The following is a 17,066-nucleotide window of genomic DNA, read 5'->3' on the forward strand; positions in this document are numbered from 1 at the left end:
GTGGCGTGAAACTTCTGATTTCCTTAAGCAAATGATTGCAATTTGCGTCCTATACCTGCGAATATTGCGGGACTGATCCGCAAGTGGCTCTTGCCGCATGCTTGGGGTGCGCCTGCGAACGACTGGTGAAGGGAATTTGGGTGTGTTGAAATCACTGACGAAACAGCTGGGCGGGGTTCTTTCTGCTGCTGCCGCGACCATTTGCCTGAGCGCTGGTGCGTTGATGGCGCAGGATGCAGGCGTCGGCGTTGTGATCGGCCAGAGCTATGTGCCTACCATCTGGGTGGACCCCGACGGTTGTGAGCACTGGGTGATGGATGATGGCGCCGAAGGGTTTATGACTCCGCATGTTACCCGCGACGGAAAACCGGTTTGCCGCCGGGGCAATATCTGCGGCGTGATGCCCAGCGATCAGTTCTTTGCCACCAACAGGCATCACATCAGCGCCGCAGGGCAACAGCGCCTGCGAGAGTTTTTTCAATCCGCGAATGCGGGTTCGTTCATCATTACCGGCCATACCGACAGTCGTGCATCGGATGAGTACAATATGCGCCTGTCTCAGCGCCGGGCAAATGCGGTTGCTAAGGTCGGCCAATCGGCCGGCGCGCGCATCCTTGAGGCGCGCGGCTACGGCGAACGCGATCCGCGCGTACCCAATGATTCTGCCGCCAATATGGCGCAGAACCGCCGCGTTGAAATCATCTGCCTGCGCTGAGGAGCACGTCTATGTCATTCATTAAAGCAGCGTTGCTGGCATCGGTGGCGATTGGTCTCGCGGCCTGTGACGAAAAGGTCGACAAGACCGTGGATCGCGGTTTCGACAGCAAGGATCTCTCTCAGTTAAAGGCTGGGATTTGGGTGGATCCTACCGGCTGTGATCACTGGATCATCGACGACGGTGTGGAAGGCTATCTGTCGCAACGTCTGGCGCCGGATGGGCGTCCGGTGTGTTCTGGCGTTGCACCACCAAATACTGCAGTTGGTCCGTTCAAATCAGGCTCCAGCGTTGAGGATCCGATCTGATCGGATCAGCCCGGATGTTCAAAACCCAAGCTGCTGGCCGCCCTCTCGGGGCGGCCATTTTGTTTCAATCGCGTGAAATTGCGGATGCGCAGCTTGCGCCGGGGCGAGTCGAGGGGCACACTGAGAGAACACCGTCAAAGACAGGAGACCGGATTGGCCATTGGCACTTTGACCCCATCGCAGGAGCAGGATGCCTCCCACGAGGCGCTGCTTGAATTTCCCGTCAACCGACTGTTGATTGATCTGTGCGGCGAATACGACCGCAATCTTGCGACGCTTGAGCAAAAGCTCGGTGTGCAGATCGTCCGGCGTGGCAACCAGCTTTCGGTGCTGGGCGAAGAAGCCGCGCGCGACCAGGCGGCAGCAGTTCTGGCCGCACTGTATGATCGGTTGGAAACTGGTCGAAGCGTAGAGGCCGGCGACATTGATCGCGAGCTGCGGATGGGGCAGGAACAGGTCGCCGACCCCGGCAGCCAGCTGGAGATGTTCCGGGGGGGCAAGGTCGAGATCAAGACCCGCAAGAAACTGGTCGAGCCACGCACCGATGCGCAAAAAGCCTATGTTCAGTCTCTGTTCGAACATGAGCTGGCATTTGGCATCGGTCCGGCCGGTACCGGTAAGACCTATCTGGCTGTCGCGGTTGGGGTCAGCATGTTCATCACTGGCCATGTCGACAAGATCATCCTTAGCCGTCCCGCCGTAGAGGCTGGCGAGAAGCTTGGGTATCTGCCTGGCGATATGAAGGACAAGGTCGATCCGTATATGCAGCCGCTCTACGATGCGCTGAACGATTTTCTGCCGGGTAAGCAATTGGCGAAGCTGTTGGAAGAAAAACAGATCGAGATTGCCCCGCTGGCCTTTATGCGCGGTCGCACGCTGTCCAATGCCTTTGTCGTGCTGGACGAGGCGCAGAATGCCACAACGATGCAGATGAAGATGTTTCTGACGCGTCTGGGCGAAGGATCGCGTATGGTGATCACTGGCGACCGCAGCCAGGTCGATCTGCCGCGCGGGGTCGCATCAGGGCTGGCAGATGCCGAACGGTTGCTGAGCAGCATTCCCAAGGTGAGCTTCAATTACTTCACGTCGCGCGACGTGGTGCGGCATCCGCTTGTGGCCGCCATCATCGAGGCCTATGAGGCGGATGAGAAACCCGCCTGATCACATTCGTCACGGATTGATCTTGTTGGATAGTATGAGGCCGGGTTCCACGGTGTTGACATATGGAACCCGCGCCGACATCGCATGCGACTGCGGACAGCCTTGGTTGTGAGATTTGAACAATGACCCTCGACATCTCCCTAGATGACAGCCGTTGGCAGGACGCCGACCTCATCACATATGCGGAACAGGCGATCCATGCGGTGCTTGGGCATTTTGGTCTGGATGTTGACGATTGCGAGCTGTCTCTGCTGGCTTGCGATGACGCACGGATCATGGAGCTGAACACTGAGTTTCGCCAGAAGGCGAAGCCTACAAATGTGCTCAGCTGGCCCGCGGAGGATCTTTCGCCAGAGGAGGCGGGCGACGAGCCGCTGCTGCCTGAGGCGGATTTTACTGGCGAAATCCCGCTGGGTGATATTGCGATTGCCTATGAGACCTGTACACGCGAGGCAGAAGATGCAGGCAAACCTTTGGCGGATCATCTGCGTCATTTGATCGTTCACGGAGTGTTGCATCTTTTGGGTTACGATCACATTCGTGACCCTGACGCCACTTTGATGGAACGTCTTGAGGTGCAGATACTTGGCAAAATGGGTATCGATGACCCATATACTTTGGATGACAGTCCCAATCAGGGGCGTATCGGATAGGAACGATGGACGATATAGACGGAAGTTCTAACGCAGCGCAGGGCGCGCTGGAGAACAAGGGCAGCGCTGACAACAGTGTCGCGGCTGCACAATCAACGGGGTTTCTGGGGCGAATTTTCGGCTCCTTCGCCCCGGCAGAGACTGAAGGCGACGTGACTACCGGTCCGGACAAGCGTCTGCCGAACCAGCCGCATGGGATGATCAACCTCCGCCGCCTGCGGGTCGAGGATGTGGCCATTCCCGCAGCGGAGATTGTCGCGATCCCGGTTTCCACACCCAAGGATGAACTGGTTCAGATTTTTCGCGAAAGCGGTTTTACCCGGATTCCCGTCTATGAGGGCACGCTGGATACGCCCATTGGCTTTGTCCATCTCAAAGATTTCGCCCTGATGCATGGCTTCAACGGCACCGAGGCGGATTTCGGTCTCGAAGGCATGGTGCGACCGCTTCTGTTCGTGCCGCCGTCGATGACAATTGGTGTTCTGCTGACCAAGATGCAGGCCGAACGGCGCCACATGGCGCTGGTGATTGATGAATATGGCGGAGTCGACGGCCTACTGACCATCGAGGACCTGATCGAGCAGGTTGTCGGCGAGATTGAGGATGAACATGATGCCGGTGAGGATCAGACCTGGTTTCGCGAGAAGCAGGGCTGCTACGTCGCACAGGCCCGTACCCCACTGGATGAATTCGAGAATGAAATCGGCCGGTCGCTGACAAGCCACGAGGATGTGGACGGTGAGGAAATCGATTCCCTTGGCGGATTGGTTTTCATGCTGTCTGGTCGCGTACCTGCCCGGGGCGAGGTGATCCAGCACCCGGATGGGCCTGAGTTTGAGGTCATGGACGCTGATCCGCGCCGTATCAAGCGACTGCGGGTGCGGCTGCCGGATTGTTCGGGATGACCACTACGGTCTGGTCGGCGACCAGCCTTCGGCCCGCGTTCCTACCTGCTACTACCGCTGTCGCAGCGGGCGGGTTGCTGGCGTTTGCATTGGCGCCATTTCACGCGCTTTGGTTGGTGCCGCTATGCCTTGGTGTGGCTGGATATCAGCTGCTTCAGGCGTCTTCGCCCCGCCAAGGCGCGCTGTTTGGCTGGTTGCTGGGAACGGCCTACTTTTCCGTCGGCATGGTCTGGATCTACGAGCCATTTCAGATTGATGCAGACCGCTATGCCTGGATGGCACCTTTTGCAGTTCTGGGCCTTGCGGGCGGGTTGGCGCTGTTTTGGGCACTGGCATTTGGTGTTGCGGTGCGGTTTGGGCAAGGGGCAGCTAGGCTGTTGTTGCTCATCGCTGTGCTGTCGCTGGCGGAGTTCGCGCGGGCCTATGTCCTGACCGGCCTGCCTTGGGCCGCTTTCGGGCAGTTCTGGATCGATACCCCAGCTGCGCAGTTGCTGCCTTGGATCGGATCACATGGCCTGAGTCTCCTGACCTTGGGTGCCACCGTGCCACTTGGCTTGATCCGCCACCGCCCGGTGGCTGCGCTGCTGCCGGTCATTGCAGTGGGTGCCATCGTGGTGTTTCTGCCCAAACCACCCGTCGCCGCACTGACCGAGCACACGCTGCGCCTTGTGCAGCCCAACGCGCCTCAGGATCAGAAATGGCACCCGGACCTGCGCTGGTCGTTTGTCGAACGGCAGTTGGAGTACTCGCGTGCGCCTGCTGCTGATGGATCGAAGGTGGATCTCATCCTCTGGCCGGAAACGGCGATTCCCCTGATGTTGAACTACGCCGAAGATGTCTTGGATGAGGTTGTGTCTGCCGCAGGGGATACGCCGGTGATGTTGGGCATCCAGCGCAGAACAGATGGGCGATATCACAACTCAGCGATTGTACTGGAGGGCAGCAATGTTCCTGCCCAGATCTATGACAAGGCGCATCTGGTCCCGTTTGGGGAGTATATACCGGCGGGCAATCTGATGGCGCGTTTTGGCGTGCATGGTTTTGCGTCGCAGGCCGGGGCGGGCTATGCGGCGGGGCCGGGACCTCGGCTTTTGGATCTGCCTGTGGGAAAGGCATTGCCGTTGATTTGCTATGAGGCCGTGTTTCCGCAGGATGTGAATGCCGCACCGGGGCGGGCAGACCTGCTGATCCAGATCACCAATGATGCGTGGTTCGGGACCTATTCTGGCCCCTATCAGCATCTGGTTCAGGCGCGGATGCGCGCGATTGAGCAGGGCTTGCCCATGGCGCGCGTTGCGAATACCGGGATCTCGGCCATGATTGATCCCTATGGCCGGATTTTGGACGCCCTGCCTCTGGGCGTTGCGGGCTATCTGGATGTGGTGCTGCCTGCACCGCTGCCACGAACGCTTTACGCACAGACCGGAGATCTGCCGGTGTTTCTTTTCTGCATCGTCCTTGGCGGGCTGGCGCTGCGACGCAGCACCACACTTGCACGCGGGTCATAGCTGCTTAACCTCTGGGCATTATAGATTGACGACACACGTCTCCCCGCGTACTGCGGTTCGATTACTGCCACAACGGCTTCCTGGCGTGGCAGGCTAAACCCAACGGAGCACCTTTCATGACCCGCACGAATTATACTTTCACCTCGGAATCGGTTTCCGAGGGACACCCGGATAAGGTCTGTGACCGTATTTCGGACGCCGTTCTGGACGCCTTTCTGAGCGAAGAGCCTGAGGCCCGCGTCGCGGCCGAAACCTTTGCGACCACGAACCGCGTGGTCATTGGGGGGGAAGTGGGTTTGTCGGATCAGGACAAACTGCACGATTACATGGGCCGCATCGATGAGATCGCCCGCGCCTGCATCAAGGACATCGGCTACGAGCAGGATAAGTTCCATCATGAGACGGTGGAGATCACCAACCTGCTGCACGAGCAATCCGCCCATATCGCCCAAGGCGTCGATGCCGCTGCCGACAAGGAAGAGGGCGCAGGTGATCAGGGTATCATGTTCGGTTTCGCGACCAATGAAACACCCGCACTGATGCCTGCACCGATTCAGTATAGCCATGCAATCCTGCGGCGCCTCGCTGAGGTGCGCAAGAACGGCACCGAGCCGACGCTGGGCCCGGATGCGAAATCGCAGCTTTCGGTGGTCTATGAGAATGGCAAACCGGTGCGTGTCAGCTCGCTGGTGCTGTCGACCCAGCATCTGGACGAGACGCTGACCTCCAACGACATCCGCGCCATCGTAGAACCTTATTTCCACGAGACCCTGCCTGAAGGCTGGTTGACCGATGAGACCGTCTGGCACGTCAATCCAACCGGTAAATTCGTTATTGGTGGTCCGGACGGGGATGCGGGTCTGACCGGGCGCAAGATCATCGTCGACACCTACGGCGGTGCAGCCCCTCATGGTGGCGGAGCATTCTCCGGCAAGGATCCGACCAAGGTTGACCGCTCAGCGGCTTATGCGGCGCGCTATCTTGCCAAGAATGTTGTGGCGGCGGGGCTTGCAGATAAATGCACGATTCAGCTGTCATATGCGATTGGCGTTGCCAAACCGCTGTCGATCTACGCCGATACCCATGGTACGGGCGATGTGGATGCGGCCAGGATTGAGGCGGCGATTGATCGGATTATGGATCTGACGCCGCGCGGTATTCGCCATCACCTTGGGCTGAACAAGCCAATCTATGAACGCACCGCGGCCTATGGTCATTTTGGTCGCGAGCCGGATGCTGATGGCGGTTTCAGCTGGGAGCGGACTGATCTGGTTGAGGCGCTGACAAAAGCGATCTGACCCAGTTCCATATGTCCAATTTGTGTTGAGAACAGGCGGGGGTGTCCCCGCCTTTTTTCGTTTGGGCGCCACATCCGGCGGTTTCAGATGTGCAAAGCACTTGGAGATCCGGGTATTTTGCGGTCAGTATAGTTCTGTAATTGCAATGTTATGGAGCTGACTTTGATGGGGTCTCGCTGCTGGTTCATCCTGCACCTGCGCGCGTGTCGGCGGCTTGCGCTGTGGGGATTGGCCTGTGTGCTGGCAGTCTCGTTGATACCGCATGTGGCGCAGGCTCGGCAAACGCTTCCACCCAAGTTCAAAATTGATGGGACAACGCTGATCTACGATACAGACAATCTGGTTGCGCAGGAGGTTGATGGCACGCAGCACGCAGAAACCGGTGAAATCAGCGATGATGATATCGAACCCTTTCGCGATATTCTGGATGCCAACCCCGCCATAACGCGGCTCCAGCTGAACAGTGGGGGAGGCAGTGTCTACGCGGGTGAGTCGATCGCTGATATTGTTCAGGATCACGCGCTGGATACCTGGGTGGTCGGAGAATGCATCAGCGCCTGTGTTGATATCTTCTTGGCCGGCAATCGACGTCAGATGACCCTCGGGTCGAAGATTGGCTTTCATCAGCGCGACTGGGCACCGAAAGCGGTGCAGAGCTATTATCGCCTGTGGCGCAAGGATGAAAACTGGGCCACACCGTTTGAATTCGGGACCTGGATTTACCGTGATACGCAGTCAGAGGTTTTTCGCCATCTAAAGTATATGATGCAGCGCGGTGTGGATCCGGCCTTTGCGATTGAGACGCTGAAAACCAACCCCGAGGATGTCTGGTACCCGACCCGGCTGCGTCTGATGGCGGCGGGGGTGCTGCGCGAGACCCCCTAGAGCGGGGGCGTCGCGGTGGCTGGCTTGACCCAGACCGCTGCATCGGGCAGAGGGGCGGCCAGGTTTTGAACGCTCGATAGGAAAAATCCCCGATGTCTGATGACACCAAACACAACCAGGCGCCCTCCGGCGATAGTCGGCCCAACGCGGTTGATAAACATCAGAGTGGTGCGCCTTGGCGTAACTTCTACGGGCGCCTGAAGGGCAAACAGCTCAAAGACAGCCAGCAGCGCTATATTGACGAGGATCTGGCCTCGCTCAGCCCCGGCGCGGTGGGTTGGGATGTGAACCCGGATCGTACACCCTTGGATCTGCAGAACATGTTCGGCGGGCGCGACGTCTGGCTGGAAGTTGGCTTTGGCGGTGGTGAGCATCTGGTGCATCAGGCCAAATCGAACCCGGATGTCGGCATCATCGGTGCGGAACCCTATATCAACGGCGTCGCAATGCTGCTGGGCAAAATCCGCCGTGCAGGGGCGGATAATATCAAGGTCCATCCCGGCGATGCCCGTGACCTGATGGATGTCTTGCCGGAGCAGTCGATTTCGCGTGCGTTTCTACTCTACCCTGATCCTTGGCCAAAGGCGCGCCACCATCGGCGCCGTTTTGTCACGCAGGAACATCTGGCACCCCTCGCAAAATGCCTGAAACCGGGCGCGATCTTTCGGGTGGCTACGGATATTCCCGACTACGTTCGCCAGACCATGGAAGAGGTGCCGCAGGCCGGGTTCGAGTGGCTGGCAGAGGGACCGGATGACTGGCGCGTGGCTTGGGATGACTGGATCTCGACCCGCTATGAGCAAAAGGCCCTGCGCGAAGGCCGTACGCCTCATTATATGACATTCCGTCGCCTCTGATCCTGCTGCCTGACGTTGCTCTGTGCGTGGTGCAATATCTTGCGGGGCGTGGCGGCAATGGGAAAACACGCTGGACCGACACCAAGCGATTGGGTAGTCCAATTGTGAACGCTAGCATTTCGAAAGGCTCCTCATGTCCGGACACGGTACGCCCATCCCGATGACCTCGCACCGCGCGGATCCGCTGACCGGCATTGCCGAGGTTCCGGGCGACAAATCAATCTCGCACCGCTCGCTGATCCTGGGCGCGCTGGCCGTGGGGGAGACCAAGATTTCGGGCCTGCTTGAGGGCGAAGACGTCTTGGATACGGCCAAGGCGATGCAGGCCATGGGGGCGGAGGTCATCAATCACGGTGGCGGCAATTGGTCTGTGCATGGTGTGGGCGTTGGTGGGCTGGCGGAACCGGACCAGGTGATCGACTGCGGCAACTCCGGCACTGGTGTGCGCCTGATCATGGGGGTTATGGCGACCTCTCCTATCACGGTTACCTTCACAGGGGATGCCAGCCTCAACAAACGACCAATGGCGCGGGTAACCGATCCGCTCGCCCTGTTTGGGACCCAGTCTGTTGGTCGTTCCGGTGGGCGTCTGCCTATGACAATTGTTGGTGCTGCTGAGCCGACACCGGTGCGCTATGCGGTTCCCGTGCCCTCCGCGCAGGTGAAATCCGCGGTCCTTCTGGCCGGTTTGAATGCTCCGGGGCAGACAGTTGTGATCGAAAAAGAGGCAACCCGCGATCACTCTGAGCGGATGCTGGCAGGGTTTGGCGCCGAGATCACTGTCGAGGATACGGATGAAGGCCGGGTCATCACACTGACCGGGCAGCCTGAGCTGAAACCGCAGGTCATCGCGGTGCCGCGTGACCCCTCGAGCGCTGCCTTTCCGGTCTGTGCAGCACTGATTACGCCGGGGTCTGATGTGCTGGTACCCGGGATTGGTCTCAACCCGACGCGGGCAGGGTTGTTCTATACCCTGCGGGATATGGGCGCGGATCTGACCTTTGAAAATATGCGCGAAGAGGGCGGTGAGCCGGTCGCGGATCTGCGCGCGCGCTACTCGCCCGATATGAAGGGGATTGACGTCCCACCGGAGCGCGCGGCCTCGATGATTGATGAATATCCGGTGCTTTCGGTGGTCGCGTCCTTTGCGACGGGCAAGACCATGATGACCGGCGTGAAGGAGCTGCGGGTAAAGGAAAGTGACCGGATCGACGCGATGGCGCGGGGGTTGCGCGCAAATGGCGTGATGGTTGAAGAGGGGGAGGATTGGTGGGCCGTTACCGGTCTGGGCCCGGAAGGTGTCCCCGGCGGAGGCACCTGCGAGAGCTTCCTTGACCACCGGATCGCGATGTCTTTCATGGTGATGGGTATGGGAGCCCAGAAATCCGTGACTGTCGATGATGGCACGCCCATTGCTACGTCGTTCCCGATCTTCACCCGGCTGATGACCACGCTGGGGGCGCGGCTAGAGACAACGGCATGAGTTTTACCGTTGCAGTTGATGGCCCGGCTGCCGCTGGCAAGGGCACGATTTCTCGGGCGGTTGCGGCCCATTTCGGATTTGGCCATCTGGATACGGGCCTGCTCTACCGCGCGGTTGGCGCGCGGATGCTTGCCGGGGATAAGCCGATAGAGGCCGCCCTTGCGCTGCTGCCGGATGATCTTGAACGGCCAGAACTGCGCACAGCGCAGGTGGCACAGGCCGCATCCAAAGTGGCGGTGATTGCTGAGGTGCGCGCGGCGCTAGTTGATTTTCAGCGGGCTTTTGCCCGCCGGGCAGGCGGGGCGGTGTTGGACGGGCGGGACATCGGCACGGTGATCTGCCCGCGCGCGCAGGCCAAGCTTTTCGTGACAGCCAGCGCCGAAGTCCGTGCGCAGCGCCGCTTGCAGGAGTTGATGGCAGCGGGCAATCCCACCAGCTATGCCGAAGTTCTGGAAGATGTTAAGGCGCGGGACGCACGCGATACCAACCGCTCGGAATCGCCGTTGAAACCTGCCAGCGATGCAGTGCTGATTGATACCAGTGCTCTCACGATTGATGAGGCCGTGGCGATGGCCATAGCGGCGATTGATGCGCGGCGCTAGCCTGATCCGGTTGCTGTCACGGCTCCACGGCCCGTGATCACGCGCTGTCTGAACCTGCTGCGAACTCATGATCGTTCGCCGCTCCTCGGTGCCTGATGACGGTTTCCCTTGCGCCGGAGCGGGAATCCGCATACTAAACGCGCTGTCACTATAGAGGCGGTTAACGCACGGACGGCATTCTGAGCAGGGTCGGGGCACACCTCGGCCCTTTGTGTTTGTTTGATCAGACCGGCCTGTGCTGCGCCTCATAAGGACCAATCTTCAAGACCGGCGGAAACAACCGCCCGGCCAGATAAAACCGATTTGTAAAGGAAACCTGAGACCACATGGCTCAAGACACATCGATGGAGGAATTCGAAGCCCTCCTGAACGAAAGCTTCGAAATGGACACCCCCGAAGAGGGTTCCGTTGTTAAAGGCAAGGTCATCGCGATCGAAGCGGGCCAGGCCATCATCGACGTCGGCTACAAAATGGAAGGCCGCGTTGAGCTTAAAGAATTCGCAAACCCTGGCGAAGCTCCCGAAATCTCTGTTGGCGACGAAGTAGAAGTCTACCTGCGCGCTGCTGAGAACGCCCGTGGCGAAGCTGTTATCTCCCGTGAGATGGCGCGCCGCGAAGAAGCATGGGATCGCCTGGAAAAAGCATACGCAGACGACCAGCGCGTCGAAGGTGCTATCTTCGGTCGCGTCAAAGGCGGCTTCACTGTCGACCTGGGCGGCGCTGTTGCATTCCTGCCCGGTTCGCAGGTTGACGTTCGCCCCGTGCGCGACGCTGGCCCGCTGATGGGTCTGAAGCAGCCGTTCCAGATCCTGAAGATGGACCGTCGTCGTGGCAACATCGTTGTGTCCCGTCGTGCAATCCTCGAAGAGTCCCGCGCCGAACAGCGTGCCGAAGTCATTGGCAACCTGTCCGAAGGTCAGGCAGTGGATGGTGTGGTCAAGAACATCACCGAATACGGTGCGTTTGTTGACCTGGGCGGCGTTGACGGCCTGCTGCACGTCACCGACATGGCATGGCGCCGTGTGAACCACCCCTCCGAGATCCTGTCGATCGGCGAAACCGTCAAGGTTCAGGTCATCAAGATCAACAAAGAGACTCACCGTATCTCCCTCGGCATGAAGCAGCTGCAGGAAGATCCGTGGGATCTGGTTGGCGCCAAATACCCGCTGTCCTCCGTGCACAAGGGTCGCGTCACCAACATCACCGATTACGGTGCATTTGTTGAGCTGGAGCCGGGCGTCGAAGGTCTGGTTCACGTCTCCGAGATGTCCTGGACCAAGAAGAACGTCCACCCGGGCAAAATCGTCTCCACTTCCCAGGAAGTCGACGTCATGGTTCTGGAAATCGACGGTGCCAAGCGCCGCGTGTCCTTGGGCCTCAAGCAGACCATGCGCAACCCGTGGGAAGTGTTTGCAGAAACACATCCCGAGGGCACTCAGGTCGAAGGCGAAGTCAAGAACATCACCGAATTCGGTCTGTTCATCGGCCTCGACGGCGACATCGACGGCATGGTTCACCTCTCCGACCTTTCCTGGGACGAGCGCGGCGAAGACGCGATTCAGAACTACCGCAAAGGCGACATGGTTTCGGCCGTTGTCTCCGAAGTGGACGTCGAGAAAGAGCGTATCTCCCTGTCGATCAAAGCCCTGGGCGGCGACAAGTTCGCTGAAGCCGTTGGCGGCGTGAAGCGCGGGTCCATCGTGACCGTGAACGTCACCGCCATCGAAGAAGGCGGCATCGAAGTGGAATACGAAGGCATGAAGTCCTTCATCCGCCGCTCCGATCTCTCCCGTGACCGTGCCGAACAGCGCCCTGAGCGTTTCTCGGTTGGTGACAAGGTTGACGTGCGCGTGACCAACGTGGACGGCAAGACCCGCCGTCTGGGTCTGTCGATCAAAGCACGCGAAATCGCGGAAGAAAAAGAAGCCGTCGAACAGTATGGCTCCTCCGATTCCGGTGCGTCCTTGGGCGACATTCTGGGCGCAGCGCTGAAAACAGGCGACTGATTTCAGTAGCCAGCCTAGGCTGAAGACTTTGGAACGGTCCTGCCCCTTGGGGTGGGGCCGTTTCTTTTTGTCGCAGGCTGCTCTGCCCTAGCCTGGGAGTGGGCACGGGCGAAAAATCGCTGCGAATCACAAATACAATTGCGACCGCTTGCAGCGGAATTGAGGGGATCCCATCTCGGCATTGCGGGTCGAAGTCGCCAGAACTCGCCTAATGATAGGCAAACGCTGACTTATTTGCGGGGCAGGCCTGCATCCACTGTTCCCGGTTTGAGGTTTTGTACCTATAGTCGTGGGATAGAAACTGTGCCTAGCTTGGCTTGGGAGGGCCGAGAAATGATCCGCTCGGAATTGATCCAGAAGATTGCAGACGAAAACCCGCACCTGTATCAGCGTGATGTGGAGCGGATCGTGAATACGGTGTTCGAAGAGGTGACCGACGCAATGGCGCGCGGCGACCGTGTGGAGCTGCGGGGCTTTGGTGCCTTCTCAGTGAAACAGCGGGATGCGCGGGTTGGTCGCAATCCCCGCACGGGTGAAACGGTCCATGTTGAAGAAAAACACGTGCCGTTCTTCAAGACAGGTAAACTCTTGAGGGACCGCCTGAACGGAAAAGCCTGATGCGCTATATTCGCTACGCCTATCTTGGGGTGATTGCCATCGCCCTTATTTCTGTCTCATTGGCAAATCGGGGTCTGGTTGAGCTCAAGCTGATGCCGACTGCCTTTGCCGAGTTTTTGGGCTATAATTTCCGCATTGAACTGCCCCTGTTTGTGGTTGTTTTGGGTGGCATCGCTGTTGGCCTGATCATTGGCTTCATCATTGAATGGCTGCGTGAACACAAACACCGTCGTGAGGCAGATCTGAAGGCCCGCGAAGCGAAGAAGTTGTCGCGTGAGGTCAATCGTCTGAAAAAGCAGAAGCACGAGGGCAAAGACGAAGTCCTTGCTATACTCGACGAAGCAAGCTGACGCTCTCATGATGGACATTCGGGTTAAGATTTGCGGGCTGAAAACGCCGCAGGACATCGTCGCCGCGGCTGATGCTGGCGCGGCCTATATCGGCTTCAATTTCTTTGCAAAATCCCCTCGCTCAGTGACCGTAGAGGAAGCCACGGCACTCGCCGTAGAGGCGCCGGTCGGCTTGTGCAAGGTGGCGTTGGTGGTCAATCCGGATGACGCCATGCTGGATGAAATCACCACCGCAGTTCCATTGGATATGATCCAGTTGCACGGGCAGGAGACGCCGGAGCGCGTGGCCGAGGTGAAGGCGCGCTATGGTCTGCCTGTGATGAAGGTGCTGGGGGTGTCCACTCTCGAGGATATTCAAAGGATCGAGACCTATGAGGCCGTTGCCGATCAGATTCTGGTGGACGCCAAGGCGCCGAAGGGCGCTGTCTTGCCGGGCGGAAATGGCGTTACCTTTGATTGGGGGCTTCTGGCACGCAAGAAATACTGGCGCACCCCTTGGATGCTGGCCGGTGGGCTGACGCCCGAGAATGTCGCGGAGGCGATCCGCGTCACGGGGGCACGTCAGGTCGATGTCGCCTCCGGTGCCGAAAGTGCGCCGGGTGTAAAGGATCCTGACCGCATTCGCGCGTTCTGTGCAGCCGCTGGCGCGCCGCGCCGCTGAGGCGCGCAGATCGGCGTTACACGCCTGACCTTACTTACACACCTGACCTTAGCGCCGCGACATTGCGCATCAGACCCTAGAATCCGCTGCACCTCTCTTTACCCGGAGCAGGCCGCGCTATACTCATATCGAGCGCCGCGAAGAAGGAAAGAACCATGGCCGAAGATCTATTCAACAGCTTCATGAACGGTCCCGACGAACAGGGGCGGTTTGGTATTTTTGGTGGGCGGTTCGTCAGCGAGACTTTGATGCCGCTGATCCTCAGCCTGGAAGAGGAATATGATCGCGCCAAGGACGACCCTAGTTTCTGGGCGGAGATGGATGATCTCTGGAAAAACTATGTCGGTCGCCCCAGCCCGCTCTATTTCGCCGAGCGGTTGACCGAGCATCTGGGCGGCGCGAAGATCTATTTGAAACGGGATGAGCTGAACCATACTGGCGCGCATAAGATCAACAACGTGCTTGGGCAGATCCTTCTGGCCCGCCGCATGGGCAAGGATCGGATCATTGCGGAAACCGGCGCTGGCCAGCATGGCGTGGCGACAGCTACGGTTTGCGCCAAGTTCGGCCTGAAATGCGTGGTCTATATGGGCGCGCATGATGTGCAGCGTCAGGCGCCCAATGTGTTCCGCATGCGCCTCCTGGGGGCCGAAGTCATTCCGGTGACCTCTGGCCGTGGTACGCTGAAGGATGCCATGAATGATGCTCTGCGGGATTGGGTGACCAATGTGCACGACACGTTCTATTGCATCGGCACAGTGGCCGGGCCGCATCCCTATCCGGCCATGGTGCGGGATTTCCAGTCTGTGATCGGCAAAGAGGTTCGCTGGCAGCTGGCCGAGCAGGAGGGCGAGGCGCGCCTGCCGGACACCGTAATCGCAGCGATCGGTGGCGGCTCCAATGCGATGGGTCTGTTCTATCCGTTCCTTGATGACAAATCGGTCAATATCATCGGTGTTGAGGCCGGCGGAAAAGGCGTTGATGAAAAGATGCAGCATTGTGCCTCGCTCACTGGCGGGCGTCCCGGCGTGTTGCACGGCAACCGGACCTATCTGTTGCAGGATGATGATGGCCAGATTCTGGAAGGCTTTTCCATCTCTGCCGGGCTTGATTATCCCGGCATCGGCCCGGAGCATGCCTGGTTGAACGACATCGGCCGCGCCGACTATGTGTCCATCACCGATAAGGAAGCGCTGGAGGCGTTCCAGTTGTCTTGCGCTATGGAAGGTATCATTCCGGCGCTTGAGCCGAGCCACGCGCTGGCCCATGTGATGAAGATCGCTCCCGACCTGCCCAAGGACCATATTATTGTGATGAATATGTGTGGTCGTGGCGACAAGGATATCTTTACCGTCGCGCGTCACCTGGGGTTCGATATGTCGGATACCGAAGGTCGCGACAGCGACTGATCCCAGCAAAGCGAAGAACACAATAGGCGCCTCGCATCGCGGGCGCCTTTTTTCGTTTCTGGTAACGGGTCATGACCTTAGGCCACATCTCCCGGCAATGCATGGTTTTGCAGCACGCTTAGCGGTATGATCTCCAGCGCGCGTTTATGTGTCGCTGCCAGATTGACCTGCGGCGCGCAGCCCTCGTCGGCGGCTTGCAGGAAGCGTCCAGCGCAGAGGCACCAGCTATCGCCTGCTTTTAGCCCTGCAAAGCCGAATTCAGGTCGTGGGGTGGACAGATCATTGCCGACGTATTTGGAATAAGCCAGGAATTCGTCAGTCATAACCGCACAGACCGTATGGCTGCCTTGATCCTGCGCGCAGGTGTTGCAATGGCCGTCCCGGAAAAACCCGGTCAAGGGAGTGGTGGAGCAGGGGGCCAGTGCCTCCCCGTTCACATTTATGCTGTCGTCCTGATCCATGGGGCTATCCTACAGTGATTTTGCCAATGCGCGCAGCATTTTGATGTTTTCATCCGCAACACCAGGTTTGCGGAATCCCCGGTCGGCGCTGGTCACCACAACGACGACGTCGCGGCCTTGGTTGATGTAGATATATTGCCCGTAGACGCCTCTGGCCAGAAATTCACCCGGAACCGCGTTCTTCGGGATCCACCATTGAAACCCATACCCGATCCGGCCTGCCTTGGTCGGGGCGGATGGGCGGGTCGAGGCCGCGATCCAGGCCTGAGGCACAACCTGTCTGCCGTTGTAGCGGCCGTTCTGGGCGATCATCTGGCCGAAGCGTCCGTAGTCGCGTGTGGTTTGATTGATGCCGCCAAGAACAAACGCAACACCTTCGCCGTCCGTGAGGTAGTAGCCAGCGCTTTCCAGCCCTAGATGCCGCAATACTTTCTCAGACAGCAACTCGGGGACCGGGCGACCCGTTGCACCACGAATAACCATGCCCAGAACATGGGTGTCGATGGACACATATTGCCAAGCTTCGCCCGGTCCTCCGATTGTTTCCGTCAGGCCTGCGGCGAAATCATCCATCGTCCCACCAAGCGCGAGAGTACGGCCCATCCGGTTGATATCGGAATCGTAGTCCAGATAGTCCTCGTTGAATTTCACGCCGCTGGCCATATTCAGCACATTGCGGATACTGGCCGTTTCATAAGCGCTCCCCTTCAGCTCTGGCGCATACTCGATGACCAAATCATCCAGAGAGCGGATCTTGTCCTCTCGCAGCAGTACGCCGAAGAGTGCGGAGAGATAACTTTTTGCCATCGACCAAGAGATCCGCAAATCATCGGGCCCTGTGCCCTGATAGTAGCTCTCGTGGCGTATCTGGCCGCCTTTCAAAACCAGCAGGGAGGTCACTGTGCGGCGGTTGATCCAGTCTTGTGCACCGGGAGGCAAGGTCATCTCCACCCCGGATGGCAGGGTGCTTACCGCGCCGCCGCCGCGATCAAGCGGAGCGGTCAAAAATGCACCGTCCATATTAGAGAAATTGGAAACAATGCGATCTTCGTCAAACAGCGTGTTAACGGCCATCAACCGGCTCAGTTGCTCGCGCTGCCAATAGGCAAGAGCCCCTGCGAAGATCAGTAAGATAATGAGAAAATAAGAAAATAACTTTAAATATCGACGCATAATAATCCTCCTC

Annotated in this window: 18 protein-coding genes and 1 riboswitch; of the genes, 16 read left to right on the plus strand and 2 right to left on the minus strand. The window is 58.8% G+C overall.

The window, feature by feature from the left end:
• The first annotated feature begins 154 nt into the window (after nt 1-154).
• From phaeop14_RS01950 to trpB, 16 genes are all read left to right on the plus strand, one after another.
• Complete coding sequence (locus phaeop14_RS01950; protein WP_096790198.1) at nt 155-715, plus strand: OmpA family protein; 561 nt, start codon at nt 155-157, stop codon at nt 713-715.
• A gap of 11 nt (nt 716-726) precedes the next feature.
• A complete protein-coding gene (locus tag phaeop14_RS01955) occupies nt 727-1,023 on the plus strand; it encodes a hypothetical protein (protein WP_096788597.1) in 297 nt (98 codons plus the stop codon).
• A gap of 153 nt (nt 1,024-1,176) precedes the next feature.
• Entirely contained in the window at nt 1,177-2,184 is a 1,008-nt protein-coding gene (locus phaeop14_RS01960) for a PhoH family protein (protein WP_096788598.1), read from the plus strand.
• A gap of 122 nt (nt 2,185-2,306) precedes the next feature.
• The gene (gene ybeY / locus phaeop14_RS01965) at nt 2,307-2,837 is read left to right on the plus strand and encodes an rRNA maturation RNase YbeY (protein WP_096788599.1); all 531 of its coding nucleotides are present in this window, start codon (nt 2,307-2,309) and stop codon (nt 2,835-2,837) included.
• Between the two features lie 5 nt (nt 2,838-2,842).
• Nucleotides 2,843-3,742: a hemolysin family protein gene (locus phaeop14_RS01970; protein ID WP_040171029.1), complete on the plus strand. Its 900-nt coding sequence runs from the start codon at nt 2,843-2,845 to the stop codon at nt 3,740-3,742.
• Nucleotides 3,739-5,250: an apolipoprotein N-acyltransferase gene (lnt, locus tag phaeop14_RS01975; protein ID WP_096788600.1), complete on the plus strand. Its 1,512-nt coding sequence runs from the start codon at nt 3,739-3,741 to the stop codon at nt 5,248-5,250. Before phaeop14_RS01970 ends, lnt begins: the two co-directional genes overlap by 4 nt.
• Before the next feature lie 61 nt (nt 5,251-5,311).
• Nucleotides 5,312-5,360, plus strand: a riboswitch (SAM-SAH riboswitch).
• Between the two features lie 6 nt (nt 5,361-5,366).
• Nucleotides 5,367-6,548, plus strand: coding sequence for a methionine adenosyltransferase (gene metK / locus phaeop14_RS01980; RefSeq protein WP_096788601.1), 1,182 nt, complete (start codon nt 5,367-5,369; stop codon nt 6,546-6,548).
• 165 nt (nt 6,549-6,713) lie between these two features.
• On the plus strand, nt 6,714-7,433 hold the full coding sequence (locus phaeop14_RS01985) for a COG3904 family protein (protein WP_040171749.1): 720 nt from the start codon (nt 6,714-6,716) through the stop codon (nt 7,431-7,433).
• A 92-nt stretch (nt 7,434-7,525) separates the two neighbouring features.
• A complete protein-coding gene (trmB, locus tag phaeop14_RS01990; protein WP_096788602.1) occupies nt 7,526-8,290 on the plus strand; it encodes a tRNA (guanine(46)-N(7))-methyltransferase TrmB in 765 nt (254 codons plus the stop codon).
• 133 nt (nt 8,291-8,423) lie between these two features.
• Nucleotides 8,424-9,773, plus strand: a complete 1,350-nt coding sequence (aroA, locus tag phaeop14_RS01995; protein WP_096788603.1) for a 3-phosphoshikimate 1-carboxyvinyltransferase — start codon at nt 8,424-8,426, stop codon at nt 9,771-9,773.
• On the plus strand, nt 9,770-10,375 hold the full coding sequence (gene cmk / locus phaeop14_RS02000) for a (d)CMP kinase (protein WP_040180445.1): 606 nt from the start codon (nt 9,770-9,772) through the stop codon (nt 10,373-10,375). The genes aroA and cmk overlap by 4 nt, the downstream gene beginning before the upstream one ends.
• Nucleotides 10,376-10,701: 326 nt before the next feature.
• Nucleotides 10,702-12,381 (plus strand): 30S ribosomal protein S1, encoded by a 1,680-nt coding sequence (gene rpsA, locus phaeop14_RS02005; RefSeq protein WP_014873584.1) that lies wholly within the window; start codon nt 10,702-10,704, stop codon nt 12,379-12,381.
• A 333-nt stretch (nt 12,382-12,714) separates the two neighbouring features.
• Nucleotides 12,715-12,999 (plus strand): integration host factor subunit beta, encoded by a 285-nt coding sequence (gene ihfB / locus phaeop14_RS02010; protein WP_008560927.1) that lies wholly within the window; start codon nt 12,715-12,717, stop codon nt 12,997-12,999.
• Entirely contained in the window at nt 12,999-13,349 is a 351-nt protein-coding gene (locus tag phaeop14_RS02015) for a lipopolysaccharide assembly protein LapA domain-containing protein (RefSeq protein WP_014879148.1), read from the plus strand. Before ihfB ends, phaeop14_RS02015 begins: the two co-directional genes overlap by 1 nt.
• A gap of 7 nt (nt 13,350-13,356) precedes the next feature.
• A complete protein-coding gene (locus tag phaeop14_RS02020) occupies nt 13,357-14,010 on the plus strand; it encodes a phosphoribosylanthranilate isomerase (RefSeq protein WP_096788604.1) in 654 nt (217 codons plus the stop codon).
• 155 nt (nt 14,011-14,165) lie between these two features.
• Nucleotides 14,166-15,419 carry a tryptophan synthase subunit beta gene (gene trpB / locus phaeop14_RS02025; protein ID WP_096788605.1) on the plus strand — a complete coding sequence of 418 codons (1,254 nt, stop codon included), beginning with the start codon at nt 14,166-14,168 and terminating at the stop codon, nt 15,417-15,419.
• A 77-nt stretch (nt 15,420-15,496) separates the two neighbouring features.
• Here trpB and phaeop14_RS02030 read toward each other — a convergent pair whose 3' ends face one another.
• Together phaeop14_RS02030 and phaeop14_RS02035 are read right to left on the minus strand one after the other, a co-directional pair.
• Nucleotides 15,497-15,880 carry a DUF2237 family protein gene (locus tag phaeop14_RS02030; protein ID WP_040170993.1) on the minus strand — a complete coding sequence of 128 codons (384 nt, stop codon included), beginning with the start codon at nt 15,878-15,880 and terminating at the stop codon, nt 15,497-15,499.
• A 9-nt stretch (nt 15,881-15,889) separates the two neighbouring features.
• The gene (locus tag phaeop14_RS02035; RefSeq protein ID WP_096788606.1) at nt 15,890-17,053 is read right to left on the minus strand and encodes a serine hydrolase domain-containing protein; all 1,164 of its coding nucleotides are present in this window, start codon (nt 17,051-17,053) and stop codon (nt 15,890-15,892) included.
• Nucleotides 17,054-17,066 lie beyond the last annotated feature (13 nt).

It is taken from the genome of Phaeobacter piscinae, assembly GCF_002407245.1.
Classification (GTDB): domain Bacteria; phylum Pseudomonadota; class Alphaproteobacteria; order Rhodobacterales; family Rhodobacteraceae; genus Phaeobacter; species Phaeobacter piscinae.

Excerpts from the sequence above, each read along its gene's own strand:
- phaeop14_RS01955 (WP_096788597.1), top strand. The coding sequence starts at position 727 with ATGTCATTCATTAAAGCAGCGTTGCTGGCATCGGTGGCGATTGGTCTC.
- ybeY (WP_096788599.1), top strand. The coding sequence starts at position 2,307 with ATGACCCTCGACATCTCCCTAGATGACAGCCGTTGGCAGGACGCCGAC.
- phaeop14_RS01970 (WP_040171029.1), top strand. The coding sequence starts at position 2,843 with ATGGACGATATAGACGGAAGTTCTAACGCAGCGCAGGGCGCGCTGGAG.
- lnt (WP_096788600.1), top strand. The coding sequence starts at position 3,739 with ATGACCACTACGGTCTGGTCGGCGACCAGCCTTCGGCCCGCGTTCCTA.
- metK (WP_096788601.1), top strand. The coding sequence starts at position 5,367 with ATGACCCGCACGAATTATACTTTCACCTCGGAATCGGTTTCCGAGGGA.
- phaeop14_RS01985 (WP_040171749.1), top strand. The coding sequence starts at position 6,714 with ATGGGGTCTCGCTGCTGGTTCATCCTGCACCTGCGCGCGTGTCGGCGG.
- trmB (WP_096788602.1), top strand. The coding sequence starts at position 7,526 with ATGTCTGATGACACCAAACACAACCAGGCGCCCTCCGGCGATAGTCGG.
- aroA (WP_096788603.1), top strand. The coding sequence starts at position 8,424 with ATGTCCGGACACGGTACGCCCATCCCGATGACCTCGCACCGCGCGGAT.
- cmk (WP_040180445.1), top strand. The coding sequence starts at position 9,770 with ATGAGTTTTACCGTTGCAGTTGATGGCCCGGCTGCCGCTGGCAAGGGC.
- rpsA (WP_014873584.1), top strand. The coding sequence starts at position 10,702 with ATGGCTCAAGACACATCGATGGAGGAATTCGAAGCCCTCCTGAACGAA.
- ihfB (WP_008560927.1), top strand. The coding sequence starts at position 12,715 with ATGATCCGCTCGGAATTGATCCAGAAGATTGCAGACGAAAACCCGCAC.
- phaeop14_RS02015 (WP_014879148.1), top strand. The coding sequence starts at position 12,999 with ATGCGCTATATTCGCTACGCCTATCTTGGGGTGATTGCCATCGCCCTT.
- phaeop14_RS02020 (WP_096788604.1), top strand. The coding sequence starts at position 13,357 with ATGATGGACATTCGGGTTAAGATTTGCGGGCTGAAAACGCCGCAGGAC.
- trpB (WP_096788605.1), top strand. The coding sequence starts at position 14,166 with ATGGCCGAAGATCTATTCAACAGCTTCATGAACGGTCCCGACGAACAG.
- phaeop14_RS02030 (WP_040170993.1), bottom strand. The coding sequence starts at position 15,880 with ATGGATCAGGACGACAGCATAAATGTGAACGGGGAGGCACTGGCCCCC.
- phaeop14_RS02035 (WP_096788606.1), bottom strand. The coding sequence starts at position 17,053 with ATGCGTCGATATTTAAAGTTATTTTCTTATTTTCTCATTATCTTACTG.